The sequence below is a fragment of the Sphingomonas elodea ATCC 31461 genome, from assembly GCF_000226955.1.
GTDB lineage: Bacteria > Pseudomonadota > Alphaproteobacteria > Sphingomonadales > Sphingomonadaceae > Sphingomonas > Sphingomonas elodea.
In genome coordinates this window covers 1-13,513 of the sequence record NZ_AGFU01000036.1, presented here as the reverse complement: position 1 = coordinate 13,513, position 13,513 = coordinate 1, and the positions used below count along the sequence as shown (strand labels likewise).

7 protein-coding genes are annotated in these 13,513 nt (G+C 69.8%); 4 read left to right on the top strand and 3 right to left on the bottom strand.

The annotated features are described in order from the left end of the window. Window position 1 precedes the first annotated feature (1 nt). Window positions 2–2,314 (top strand): TonB-dependent receptor, encoded by a 2,313-nt coding sequence (locus tag KK7_RS0111390; RefSeq protein ID WP_010544776.1) that lies wholly within the window; start codon window positions 2–4, stop codon window positions 2,312–2,314. Here the strand turns inward: KK7_RS0111390 and KK7_RS0111385 are convergent. Then, complete coding sequence (locus KK7_RS0111385) at window positions 2,298–3,665, bottom strand: sensor histidine kinase (protein ID WP_040598447.1); 1,368 nt, start codon at window positions 3,663–3,665, stop codon at window positions 2,298–2,300. The two genes, KK7_RS0111390 and KK7_RS0111385, sit on opposite strands and share 17 nt — an antisense overlap. Before the next feature lie 48 nt (window positions 3,666–3,713). Then, complete coding sequence (locus KK7_RS0111380) at window positions 3,714–4,394, bottom strand: response regulator transcription factor (RefSeq protein ID WP_010544774.1); 681 nt, start codon at window positions 4,392–4,394, stop codon at window positions 3,714–3,716. A gap of 179 nt (window positions 4,395–4,573) precedes the next feature. Here KK7_RS0111380 and KK7_RS0111375 point away from each other — a divergent pair, with 179 nt between their 5' ends. Genes KK7_RS0111375 through KK7_RS0111365 form a run of 3 tightly spaced genes read left to right on the top strand, consistent with a single transcriptional unit; the run spans window position 4,574 to window position 10,340 of the window. Further along, window positions 4,574–5,740, top strand: a complete 1,167-nt coding sequence (locus tag KK7_RS0111375; RefSeq protein ID WP_010544773.1) for an efflux RND transporter periplasmic adaptor subunit — start codon at window positions 4,574–4,576, stop codon at window positions 5,738–5,740. Further along, window positions 5,737–8,907, top strand: coding sequence for an efflux RND transporter permease subunit (locus KK7_RS0111370; RefSeq protein ID WP_010544772.1), 3,171 nt, complete (start codon window positions 5,737–5,739; stop codon window positions 8,905–8,907). Before KK7_RS0111375 ends, KK7_RS0111370 begins: the two co-directional genes overlap by 4 nt. Next, on the top strand, window positions 8,907–10,340 hold the full coding sequence (locus KK7_RS0111365; protein ID WP_010544771.1) for an efflux transporter outer membrane subunit: 1,434 nt from the start codon (window positions 8,907–8,909) through the stop codon (window positions 10,338–10,340). Before KK7_RS0111370 ends, KK7_RS0111365 begins: the two co-directional genes overlap by 1 nt. A 134-nt stretch (window positions 10,341–10,474) precedes the next feature. Here KK7_RS0111365 and KK7_RS0111360 read toward each other — a convergent pair. Further along, a partial coding sequence (locus tag KK7_RS0111360) for a glycoside hydrolase family 2 protein (RefSeq protein WP_010544770.1) occupies window positions 10,475–13,513 on the bottom strand: 3,039 nt, incomplete at its 5' end.

Sequence of the window (13,513 nt, the reverse complement as noted above, 5' to 3'; positions counted from 1 at the left end):
GTTGTGCGCCCAACGCGCGTCCCTCCGCATCCCGGCCGCCACGCTCGACCAGGCGATCGGCCTGCTCGCGCGACAAGCGAGTGTCGACATCGTCAGCACCGATTCCGGCCTGCGATCGATCCGCACGCCGGCCATCGAGGGCCGGCTGGATGTCGCCTCGGCGCTCGCCCGCCTGCTGCGCGGATCGGGCTATCGGGCCCGCCGGCTGAGCGGCGGCGGCTACCGGATCGAGCGGGCGAAGGCGGCGCCGGTGGCGCGTCCCGCCCCGCGACCGGCGCCGGCTGCGATCGACCCGCGAGCGCCGGTGGAGGGCCCGGAGATCATCGTCACGGCCAGCAAGCAGCGCATCACCCTTCTGCGCTATCCGGGCAGCATCACCAGCCTGCCCGGCGCGACCGCGACGCCCGCATCCGCCACCGGCACGCTGAGCGACGTGGCGCATCAGGTGCCGATCCTCCAGAGCACCCAGCTCGGCGCGGGACGCAACAAGGTCTTCATCCGCGGCATCGCCGACAGCAGCTTCAACGGCAGCACCCAGTCGCCGACCAGCGTCTATCTCGACGACGTGCAGCTCAACTATTCGGGCCCCGAACCGGGGCTGCGGCTGTACGACATGGCGAGCGTGGAAGTGCTCGAAGGGCCGCAGGGCACGCTGTACGGATCGGGCGCGATCGGCGGGGTGATCCGGCTGACCTCCAACCCCGTCGACCTGCAGCATGTCGCCACCGCGGCGACGGCGGGCGTCACGGCCACCAGCGGTGCGGAGCCCGGCTTCGACCTGGCGGGCATGGTCAATCTGCCGCTGCTGCGCGATCGGGCGGGGTTGCGAGTGGTGGGATATAGCATCCGCGACGGCGGTTATCTGCGCGACGTCGACCGCGGCCGCGCGAACGTCAACCGCAGCGACACCGCCGGCGCCCGCGCGGCCCTGCGGATCGCGCCGGGGGACGGCTGGCAGGTCGAGGCGAGCGGCGCCGGCCAGTGGATCCAGGCGCGCGACGGCCAATATGCCGAGCGGATCGAGGGCGTGCTCGCCCGGCGCACGCTCGCCGCGCAGCCATTCGAGAACACGCTGCTGTTCGGCCGCCTGGTGGTGACCAAGGACTGGGACAGCGGCCTGCGCTTCGTCTCGGCGAGCGGCATCACCGGCTACACGACTCGCGAGACCTTCGACGCGACGCCGCGCAACGCGCGCGGAAGGGTAATCGGCCCGCTGACCCTGTACCGCGCGAATCACGACAAGGAACTGGTGACGACGGAATCGCGGCTGTCGCGCTCGCTGCCCAACGGCAACAGCTGGGTGGCGGGCTTCACCGTGATCAGCGACCGCGACATCCTCGCGCGCAGTTACAGCCAGCCGGGCATCGACGTGAGCGTGATCGGCGTCACCAACGTGACCAACGCCGCCTCGGCCTTCGGCGAGGGGACCTTCGCGCTGGCGAGCAACTTCTCGGTGACGGCGGGCGGGCGCTACACCTCGGCGCGTACGGATGGCGATCCTTCCGCCACCCCGCGCGCGTCGAACTTCGTGCGTGGCCGGCTGACCCGCCGCTTCGACCCGACCATCGCCGCCTCGTGGCGGATCGCGAGCGAGGTGGCGCTGTTCGCCCGGTTCCAGACCGGGTACCGCACGGGCGGTCTCGCCGTCGCGCCGGGCATCGGCCGGGTCGCCGACTACAAGCCGGACGCGATCACCGTCGTCGAGGCGGGGATCCGCAAGCTCCGAAGCGGCGAAACCGGCCTGGCTGCGTCCGGCAGCGTCTCCGGCGCGCGCTGGGAGGATGTGCAGGCGGACCTGATCACCCAGCGCGGCCAGCCCTACACCGCCAATATCGGCAGCGCGAACCTGCTCGCGGTGGAGGGGAATCTGGACTGGATTCCGCTGCGCGGCCTGCGCGCGCAGGCATCGTTCCTGTTCACCGCCAATCGCGTGCGCGGCCCCATTGCCGATCTCTCCCGGCGCAACAACCGGCGCCTGCCGGAGACGCCGCCCTTCGCTGCCCATGCCGGGCTCGCCTATGCCTGGGAGCATGCCGCGCTCCAGCCCCGCATCGGTGTCTCGGCCGATTACATCGGCCGGTCGGTACTCGGCACGGGCGACTTCCTCGACGTCAGCCAGGGGCGCTACTGGACCGCCGATGCCTTCGCCGCGCTGCGGATCGGCAAGGCGGAACTGAGCGTGACGCTCGCCAACCTGACCGACCGGCGCGCCAACCAGTTCGCCTATGGCAACCCGTTCAGCCTCGGTCTGCGCGACCAGCTGACGCCGCTGCGGCCGCGCAACCTGCGGATCGGCATCACGACCGGCTGGTAGGCGCCGCATCGCCCACGAGCGGAAAGCGCAGCGAGACGCAGGTGCCTTCCCCCGCGCGGCTCTGCACGGTCAGCCGGCCCTGGTGCACCTCCATGATCCGGCGGACGATGGCGAGGCCCAGCCCGGCACCGTCGGCACGCTGGTGGTCCGCGCGCCAATAGCGCTGGGTCGCCGCCTGCGGGTCGGTGCCGGCAATGCCGGGTCCGTTGTCCCGCACCAGCAGCACGCCATCGGCGGCGACCAGCACCTCGATCGCGGTGCCCGGCGGCGTGTGGCGGCTGGCGTTGGTGATCAGGTTGGCGAGGGCGAGCCCGGCCAGCACCCGGTTGCCGCGGACCAGGACCGGATCGGGGGCGGCGTCGAGCGCGATGTCGTCCCCCGCCGTGAGGATCTGGGGGGCGTGCAGCCCGATCGTTTCCTGCGCCAGCAGACGGGCGTCGAAGGTCTCGAACCGGTCCTCCGCAATCACCTCCAACGTGGCGAGGTCCTGCAGCTGCGCGATGACATGGCCGAGCCGGTCGGCCGACTCGCGCAGCCGGGCGCGCACGACCGGATCCTCGACGGCCTCGAGTTCGACCCGGTGCACCGCCAGCGGCGTGCGCAGCTCGTGCGCGACATCGGCGACGAAGGCGGCCTGGTTGCGGAAGCTCGTCTGCAGCCGCACCAGCAGCTCGTTGGTCGCGCGCGCGAGGGGGGCGACCTCCAGCGGCAGCCCGGCTTCCTCCAACCGTAGGTCGAGATTGTGCGAGCCGATCCCGGCCGCCTGCTGTGAGGCGGCGCGCACCGCGAACACCAGCCGGGCGATCAGCGCGCTGTTGATCAGCGGCAGCAGCAGGAGGATCGAGACGAGCACCGGATCGTAGCGCCGGATGAAGCCGCGCACCACGTCGTCGAGGATCGCACCCGGGCCGGTGCGATCCTGGGTGACGATCACCCAGACGCGGTGGGCGCCAGCCCGCACCGGCAAGCTGACGCCGACAAAGGCGCCGGCGCGGAAGGAGGCGCGGTGCGTGGTACGCGGTGCCTGGCGCCAGGGGACGAGATCCGCCTCCGGGCTGCCTGCAAGCGTGCGCCCCGCGGCATCGGCGACGACGAAGGCGCGCCCGTCATAGGGGGAGGCGTAGATGCCGGCGATGCCCGGATCCAGCCGGACAATCGGCCCCGCCGATCCGGCGCGGATACTGCCAGCGATCGCCTGCGCTTGGCTTTCCAGCGTGCGTTGCTCGTAGCGGCTCGCCTCGGTGCGCAGGAAGGACGTCAGCAGCATCGGCAGGGCGATGGCGGCGACCGCGATCGCGCCGAGTTCGATCAGCAGGATGCGGGCGATCAGCGAGCGCGGCCAGAATTTCATGAAGTGGGTGTAGCCGAGCGGCGTCGCCCTCGCCATGCCCGGCCGGGATCAGGCGGCGGCGCCCTCGCGCAGGATGTAGCCGACGCCCCGGATCGTCTCGATCCGGACGGTCGCGCCGGCCGCCTCCAGCTTGCGGCGGAGGCGATAGGCCTGCACTTCGAGCGCGTTCGACCCGACCGGCTCGCTCAGGCCGTATAGCTGGTCCTCCGCCAACTGCTTGCTCACCACCTGGCCGAAACGGCGGAGCAACAGCGCGGCAAACTGGCGCTCGCGGGCGGTAAGCACCACCGGCGCATCGCCGACCACGAGGTCGCCCGAGACGGTGTCGAAGCGCAGGTTGCCGAAGCGCAGCTCGGCCCCGGCGAGCGTACCCTGCCGACGCATCACCGCGTTCAGACGCGCGGCCAGCTCGTCGACGTCGAACGGCTTGACGACATAGTCGTCCGCGCCCGCGTTGAGACCGGCGATCTTGGCCTCCTGCGCACTGCGTGCCGTCACAGCGATGACCGGGATCGGATTGTTCTTCCCCCGCAGCCACCGCACCAGGCTGAGGCCGTCGCCATCGGGCAGGCCCAGATCGAGCAGGATCGCGGCATAGTGCGCAGTCTCGATCATCTGCCGCGCATCGTCGATGCGCCCCGTCAGGTCGCTGAGGATGCCGCGGCGCTTCAGCGCTTCGCCGAGCGCCTGCGCCAGTGGCAGGTCGTCCTCGACCATCAGCACGCGCATGAAAAGGGCATCCCGTAAGCTTCCTGTCAGCCGCCGTCGTTAGTGGCGCACTGCAGCATAGACCGCAACGCAATGTGTGTCTGCTATATTGCACCCGTGAAGGGAAAAGCGTGACTGGACACTCGGAACAAGCCCCCAGCCTCCCTGAAGCCCGACGGCTCCTGCCGCGCGCGCAAGCGATGCTGCTCGGCCTCGTCGTCATCGCGGTACTCGCGATCCTGATTCTCGGTTACGCGGTGCAGGCGATGCTCGCACCCAAGCCGGTGCAGGAGACGCCGCTGCCGCCGGGCGCCTTCCGCCCCACCCAGCAGCAGCTGGCGCAGCTCCAGTTCGTGACCGTGCAGGGGGGCAGCAATGTCGAGCTGGTCCGCGCGAGCGGTTCGATCCAGGCGGACGGCGACCACAGCACCCCGATCGTGCTGCCCTTTTCCGGCCAGGTGCTGCAGGTGCTGGTCGAGCCCGGCCAGCGCGTGACGCGCGGCCAGCCGCTGCTCCGCATCGCCTCGCCCGAGCTGATCGACGCGCGCAACACCCTGCTCGCCGCGAGCGCCCAGCGCGCCAGCGCCGCCGAGGCGCTGCGCATCGCGCAGGGCAATCTCGCCCGCCAGAAGGCGATCACCGAGACCGCCGGCGGCGCGATGAAGGACTATCTCCAGGCCCAGGCCGATTTCGTTGCCGCCCAGTCCGCGGCCCGCCAGGCCGACTCCGCCCAGCGCGCCGCGCAGGATCGGCTGCAGCTGTTCGGCCGGACCGAGGGCGCCGGCACGTCCGCCTATACCGTCTATCGCGCGCCGGTTTCGGGCATCATCGCCGATCGCAACGTCGCGCCGGGCCAGTTCCTGAGCAGCGGCAGCGCGACGCCGCTGATGACGATCACCGATCCCGCCCGCGTCTGGCTGGTCGCCCAGCTCGCCGAGAGCGAGGCGGCGAGCATCCGCGTCGGCGACCAGGTCGTCGTCACCACGCCGGCGCTGCCCGGCCAGGAATTCACCGCGACGATCGACAATGTCGCCGCCGGGCTCGATCCCGCCACGCACCGCCTGCCGGTGCGCGCGACGATCGCCAATCCGGGCGGGCTGCTCAAGCCGCAGATGTTCGCCGCCTTCACGATCCGCCGTCCGGTCGACAACGGCCAGGGCGTGCTGGTGCCCGCGGTGTCGGTGATCCATGAGGGCGATACCGCGCGCGTCTGGGTCCGCGCCAGCGACGGCCTGCTCTATGGGCGCACCGTCCAGATCGGCCAGACCGATAGCGGCCTGACGCGCGTGCTGAGCGGCCTGAAGCCCGGCGACCGGATCGTCGCCAAGGGGGCGCTGTTCGTCAACGAGGCGGGACTCGGCGAATGAACCGCCTCGTCGAAATGGCGCTGCGCCAGCGGATGCTGGTGCTAACCCTGCTGATCGGCATGATCGCGGCGGGCGTGCTCGGCTTCCTCAACCTCAACATCGAGGCCTATCCCGATCCGGTGCCGCCGATGGTGGAGCTGGTGACGCAGAGCGACGGCATCTCCGCCGAGGAGATGGAGCGCAACGTCACCACCCCGATCGAGGTGGCGATCGCCGGCCTGCCGCACCTGACGGCGGTGCGCTCGATCTCGCTGTTCGGCCTGTCCGACGTGAAGATCCAGTTCAGCTACGACGTGACGCACGAACAGGCCCAGCAGATGGTGCTCGGCCGCCTGTCGCAGCTCGGCACCCTGCCCAACAACGCCCAGCCGCTGATCTCGCCGACCAGCCCGATCGGCGAAATCTATCGCTACCGGCTGAGCGGCCCCAGCGGCTATTCGGTGATGGACCTCAAGACCATCCAGGACTGGGTGCTCCAGCGCCGCTTCAAGCGCATCCCCGGCGTGATCGACGTGACCGGCTGGGGCGGCAAGCTGCGCTCCTACGAGGTCCAGCTCGATCGCGACAAGCTGACCGCGCACGGCATCACCGTGCCGCAGGTGCTGGCCGCCATCGGCAAGAGCGATTCGAACGTCGGCGGCCAGACGGTCAATTTCGGCGAGCAGGCGGCGATCGTCCGCGGCGTCGGCCTGATCCAGTCGGTCGACGCGATCAACAACGTGCTGGTCGGCACCGCCGGCACCACGCCGGTGCTGCTGCGCGACGTGGGGCAAGTGAAGATCGGCAATCTCCCGCGCCTGGGCGTGGCGGGCGAGGGCCAGGACGACGACATCGTCATGGGCATCGTGCTGATGCAGCGCGGCGCCCAGTCGCTGCCGACGATCAACCGCGTCAAGGAAGAGATCGAGACGATTAACACCAGCGGCATCCTGCCGCCGGGGGTGAAGATCGAGCGGATCTACGACCGTTCGGACCTGATTTCGGTCACTACCCATACGGTGATGGATAACCTGCTGGTCGGCGTCGTCCTGATCTTCGCGCTGCAATATCTGTTCCTCGGCGACCTGCGCAGCGCGCTGATCGTGGCGATCACGATTCCCTTCGCCCTCTCGGTCGCGGTGCTGATCCTGGTGATCCAGGGCGAATCGGCGAACCTCTTGTCGCTGGGCGCGCTCGATTTCGGCCTCGTCGTCGACGCGGCGGTGATCATGGTGGAGGCGATCTACCGGCGGCTCGCCGATCGTTCGCAGGCGATCAGCGAGGGGCGGATCCATGCCACCCCCGCCAATCGCTTCTCGGCGATCCTGCATGCGTCCAGCGACGTCAGCCGCGGCATCTTCTTCGCCGCCGCGATCATCATCGCCAGCTTCCTGCCGCTGTTCACGCTGACCGGCGTGGAGGGGCATATCTTCGGCCCGATGGCGAAGACCTATGCCTATGCCATCGCCGGCGGCCTGCTCGCGGCGTTCACCGTCTCGCCGGTCCTCGCCGCGCTGCTGCTGCCGGACAAGCTCAAGGAGGTCGATACCTGGGTGGTGCGCCAGATCCGCCGCGTGCTGGAGCCGGCGATTTCCTTCACCATGGCCAACCGGCTGCTCACCTTCGGGCTCGCCGGGCTGCTGGTGATCGGTTCCTTCGCCACCATCCGCGTGCTGGGCGTCGAGTTCCTGCCGCATCTGGAGGAGGGCAATCTCTACATCCGCGCCAGCCTGCCCGCGTCGATCTCGCTCGAGGCGGGCGAGGATGCGGTGAACGGCATCCGCAAGATCATCGCCGGCTATCCGGAGGTGGACCGCGTCGTCTCGACCCATGGCCGGCCGGACGATGGCACCGATCCCACCGGCTTCTTCAACGCCGAGTTCTACACGCCGCTGAAGCCCGCCAAGGAATGGCCCGCGGGGGTGACCAAGGAGAAGCTCACCGCCGAGCTGCAGGCCAAGCTCCAGGCGAAATATCCGGGCGTCGAGTTCGAATTCTCGCAATACATCCAGGACAATGTCGAAGAGGCATCGTCGGGGGTGAAGAGCTCCAACTCGCTCAAGATCTATGGCAGCGATCTCGAGACGCTCGAATCGATCGCCAACCAGATCAAGGGGCAGATGGCGCAGGTGAAGGGCGTCGCCGATCTCGGCATTTCCGATTCGCTCGGTCAGCCGACGGTGCGGATCGACGTCGATCGCGCCGCCGCCGCCCGCTACGGCCTGACGCCGGACGACATCAATTCGACCGTCGCCGCGGCGATCGGCGGCCAGTCGAGCGGCGACCTGTACGAGAAGTCGACCGACCGGCACTTCCCGATCGTGGTGCGGCTGGACAAGGCGCAGCGCGACGACATCGAATCGATCCGCCGCATCCAGATCGGCGCGCCGTCGCCGACCGGGAACGGCCTGATCCAGGTGCCGCTGTCCGAAGTGGCGCAGGTGAAGCTCACCTCCGGCGCCTCGTTCATCTATCGCGAGCATCAGGAACGCTATGTGCCGATCAAGTTCAGCGTCCGCGGGCGCGATCTTGGCAGCACCATCGCCGAGGCGCAGGCGCGCATCGCCCAGCATGTCCAGCTGCCGCCGGGCTATCATCTCGAATGGGCGGGCGAGCTGGGCAACCTGACCAACGCTGTCAACCGGCTGGAAGTGGTGGTGCCGATCAGCCTGGTGCTGATCCTGGTGCTGCTGTTCGCCAATTTCGGCTCGATCCGCGACACGCTGCTGGCGTTCAGCGTCATCCCGATGGCGCTGGTGGGCGGCGTGCTGGCGCTGGCGCTGACCGGCACCCCGTTCAGCATTTCCGCGGCGATCGGCTTCGTCGCCCTGTTCGGCATCGCGGTGATGGACGGGATCCTCGTCGTCAGCACGTTCAACCAGAACGTCAACGAGGACATGGATCGCGAAACCGCGATGGCGGCGACGGTGCAGCATTCGCTGCGGCCGGTGATCATGACCTGCCTGGTCGCGGCGATCGGCCTGCTGCCCGCGGCGATCTCCACCGGCATCGGCAGCCAGGTGCAGAAGCCGCTGGCGCTGGTGGTGGTGGGCGGCATGACGCTCGCCCCGCTCCTGATCCTGTTGGTGCTGCCGCCGCTGATCCTGAAGTTCTCGCGCCACCGCGGCGCGCATGGCCACACCGTCCGTCGCCACCACGCCGACGGCACCCCGATGGAGCAGGCATGATGCGCCGGTATTCGCTGATCCCGCTCGTCCTGCTGGCCGGCTGCACGGTCGGCCCGCACGACCTTTCCAACCCCGTGCCCCTGCCCCCCGCCCAGGCGCCGGGAACGATCGCCCCGGCCAGCGGCGGGGCGCAGCAGCTGGTCGCCGGCGCGGCGCTGGTGCCGAACTGGTGGCAGGGCTTCGGCAGCGCGCAGCTCGATGCGCTGGTCACGCAGGCGCTCGCCCACAACAACGATCTCGCCGCCGCCGAAGCGAACCTGCGCCAGGCGCAGGAACTGTCGCGGGCGGCCTCGGGCAGCATCGGGCCGCAGGTGGATGCGAACTATCAGGCGCAGCGCACGCGGATTTCCAAGGCGCTGTCCGGCCCGCTCGCCGACCAGAACGACTATCTCTACACGCTGCACACCGCGCAGCTGACCGTCGCCTATCCGCTCGACCTGTTCGGCGCGGGTCGCAACAAGCTGCGCTCGGCGCGGGCGGCGGCGGCGGTGGCGGCGCACCGGCTGCACGCGGCGCAGGCGACCGTCATCGCCAATCTGGTGCTGGCGGTGATCCAGCATGCCGCGCTCCAGGCCGAGATCGACGCGACCCAGGCGGCGATCCGCGACAATCGCGACCTGGTGACGCTGCTCGAAAAGCGCCGTGCGCTCGGCGACATCGGCGAGGCCGATGTGGGCGCGCAGCAGACCGTCCTCGCCACCATCGAGGCGACGCTGCCGCCGCTGGAGCGCCAGGCACGGCACCAGGCCGGGCTGATCGCGACGCTCACCGGCCAGGCGCCGGGCACCGCCGCCGATCTGCCGAGCCTCGCCGAGCTGCAGCTGCCGGCCAGCCTGCCGCTCGCGCTGCCGGCGGACATCGTGGCCGCCCGTCCGGACGTGCGTGCGGCGGAAGCGCAGGTGCAGGGGGCGGCGGCGGACGTCGGTTCGGCGATCGCCGCCCGGCTGCCCTCGGTCACGCTCACCGGCAATGCCGGCGGATCGGCGACGCGCTTCCTCGACATGTTCAAGGACGGCAATCCGTTCTTCTCGATCCTGGGCGGGGTGACCCAGCCGATCTTCCATGCCGGCCAGCTGAAGCACCAGCAGCGCGCGGCGGAAGCGGCGCTGGACGAGGCCAAGGCGCAGTACCGCGCGACGGCGCTGCAGGCGTTCCTCGACGTCGACGATGCGATTGCGGGGCTGCGCACCGATGCCGAGGCGCTCGATGCCGCCGCGCGCGCCGATGCGGCGGCGAGCCGCACGCTGGCGATGACGCGCCGGCAGGTGGAGCTGGGTGCGCTGGGCACGCTGCAGCTGCTCAACGCGGCCTCGGCGGCGTCGCAGGCCTCGGTGCAGCTGGTCCAGGCCAAGGGCGCGCGGCTGGCCGACAGCGTCGCGCTGTTCCTCGCCTCGGGCAGCACGCCGGCGGACCTGCGGTCAGCGGGGCGTTAGGGCCCGCCGACCGCAGCCGTCATTCCGGCGAAAGCCGGAATCCATTGGGGGCACCGTATCGCCTTCTGCCGATCGCGAGAGGCGAATGGATCCCGGCTTTCGCCGGGATGACGGTTCGGGGGAAGCGCGCCGCGCTACTTCCCCGTCGCCGCCACTGTGGCGGCGTTGACGTTCCAGCCGCGCACCGTGAGGTGCGGCGCCGCCGTGACTCCCGCCGGGTAGCGCACGCTCAGCACGCGGTGCTGGCCGGGGAGCAGCGAGATATAATTGTCGCTGTAATAGGCCGGCAGGATGCGCTTGCCCTCGGCATCGACCAGCGTGAACTTGGCGTTCAGCACCGGCACCGTGCCCTTGTTGGCGACGGTCACGCTGATCGCCTTGTCCTCGCCCTCGACCTTGGGGCTGCTCGCCTGCACGTCGAGCGGCACCGAGGCCAGGCTTTCCAGCGCGCGATAGGCGGTGTCGTCGCGGCCGCGCCAGTAGAAGTTGCGCGAGACCACCGCGCCCTTGGCGTCGCTCAGCGTCAGCTCGACGAGCAGCATCGGGCTGGCCGCATAGAGCCGGTCCAGCGGCACGGCATCGAGGGTGGTGACGCGATTGGCCTTGGCATCCACCTTGTCGGTGCGCGCGAACAGCTGGACATTGTCGAGGCTGACGACACGGGTCTTGGCGGTCAGGCCGCGCTGGTCGTCGCGCGTGGTGTTGAGCACCACCAGCTGGTTGTCCGGCAGGTTGAGCTGGATGTGCACCGGCTCCACGGCGTTCTTGGCGCCGTAATAGGAGGCCTGGGTGTCATAGTCCCAGCTGTAGATCTGCCAGGTGTTCGACGGCCAGGCCGGATGCGTCATCCACAGCAGGCGGCCGCTGTTCTTGGTCCAGAGATGGCCCAGGAACCCCTCGAACATCGCCTTGTGCGTCTCGAGGTTCATCATCTGCGCCTTGCGCTCGAAATCCTCGAAGCTGAGCGGCTGGCCGAACATCGTGGTCAGCGCGGCCATGAACGTCTTGCTGTCGCCGTTCCCACCGAAATGCCAGTCGTGATAGGCCAGCGTGTCGGAGAGCGGCCAGCGATCCTTGGCCGGCATGGTCGCCGCCACCGATTCCAGCGTGGAGAGCGACGGCGTGCCGGTCTCCACCGAGAAGCCGGTGGCGAGATCGGTGAAATAGCCGACCGGCGCGCGGTAGTTGTACGGCCCCGAGCCTTGCAGGTTCACCACGTTCGAGCTGCCGGTGTACCAGCGGGTGCCGTCCAGCTCGCGGATCAGCTGGTCCAGCCCCTCGTTGAGGGTGGGGTAGGGCACGCCCTCGTTGCGACCGAACCACACCACGATCGAGGGGTGGTTGCGATAGCGCGCCACCGTGTCGCGGGCGTTCGCCAGGAACAATGCGGCATCGTCCGGCTCTACCTGGAAATTCTGGGTCGACTGCCAGAAATCGTTGAGCACCATCATGCCGTTCTCGTCGGCGAGCTCGAAGAATTCCTCTTCGTCGTTGTTGCCCATCCAGTTGCGGATGATGTTCATGTGCGCCTCGCGCTGGAGGCGAAAATAGGGGGCGAGCCGCTCGCGGCTGACCTGCTTCATCGCATCGTCCATGCCCCAGTTGCCGCCGCGCGCGGCGATCTTCACGCCGTTGACGCGGATCACCAGATGCGGCTCGGGCAGCGTCTCCTCGGGGATGGCGGTGACCGCCTTGGAGGTCTCGCCCGCGGGGGTGAGCGATTCCGCCCAGCCGGTGGGGCTCTGCTTGAGCGCCTCGTGGCGCACGTCGATCAGCTGCTGGCCGGCGAGCGATCCGTCGGTGAGCTGCAGGTTCACCCGGCGCAGTTGGCCGACATGGTCGAACAGCGACAGGTCGTAGCTCACCTCGCGGATGCCGAAGCGGAGCGCCCTGGTGTCGCTCGGCTGGCCGTTCGCGGCGAGCTCGATCTTCAGGTCGTGCAGCGCCGGATCGCCATAGCCGTTCGGCCACCACAGCTTCGGGTCGCGCACGGTGAGCTGGCGGAATTCGGTGGGCGTGAAGCGCACCTCGCCCTTGCCCGGCGCCGCGGTGACGGTCTTCTCGACCACGACATCGTCGAACGCGGCGCGGATCGTCACCGGCTGGGCGGTGGCGGCGCGGTTCTCGAACGGCACGGTGATGTACACGTCCGCGCTGTCGGTGCGCGGCAGCGGCAGGTCGGTCACGACGTGCGGGTCGCCGATCTTGACGTCGCCAGTCGCGACCAGCTCGACCGGGCGCCAGATGCCGGTGTTGCGATCGCGGATGCCGGGGATCCAGTCCCAGCCCTCGGTCGCGACGAAAGTGGGGCCGTCGATGGCGAGCTGGCCGCCATTCTCGCCGACGCCGGCCTTGATCGACTGTTCGTGCGGGATGCCCGGATGCGGCGGCGGCGAGACACGGACGGCAATGACATTCTCGCCGGCGGCAGGCACGATCTCGAACTGGCCGCGGATGAAGGCGCCGCGCGTCCCCCCCTGGCGCTGGCCGTTGACCCACACTTCCGAGGCATAGTTGATGCCGCCGAACACCAGCGTCAGCCGCTTGCCCGCGGCCTCGGCCGGCACGGTGAAGCTGGTGCGGTACCAATAGTCCTGCCGGGCCAGGCTCTCGGGGATCTTGAGGTTGTTGAGGCCGTAATAGGGATCGGGGTACACGCCGCGATCGACCAGCGTGGTCAGCACCGTGCCCGGCACGGTCGCGGCATACCAGGTGCCTTCGGGCTTGCCGGGGCGCGAGAGCGTGCCGCCATCGGCGGGCACGCCGGGGGCGGCGGCGAGCTGCCAGCCGTTGATCTGCCAGCGCAGCGGACCTGCGGGCGCGAGGCTCGGCAGCGCCGGCACCGGCTTGGCGACCGGCGGGGTGTAGGCAGTGGCGCTCTGCGGCAGCGTCCAGGGATCCTGCTGGCGCGTCATACCGATATTGGCGGTCTTCTGCAGGTCCCAGCCCACGCCGACGCGCCACATCTGGACCAGCTCGAACGCCGGCGGGCTGGCCGCCTCGCCCTGTACTTCGGTCGCACCCAGCGCCACGCCGCGCAGCTGCGCCTGCACCAGCGAGCCGCCGAAATGCGCCTGGCCGGCCACGACGGGCGCCAGCGCCAGCCGCGCGTCCACCGCCTCGCCGTTCAGCGCGCCCTCGCCGACCTGCTTGCCGTCGAGATAGAGCCGGAC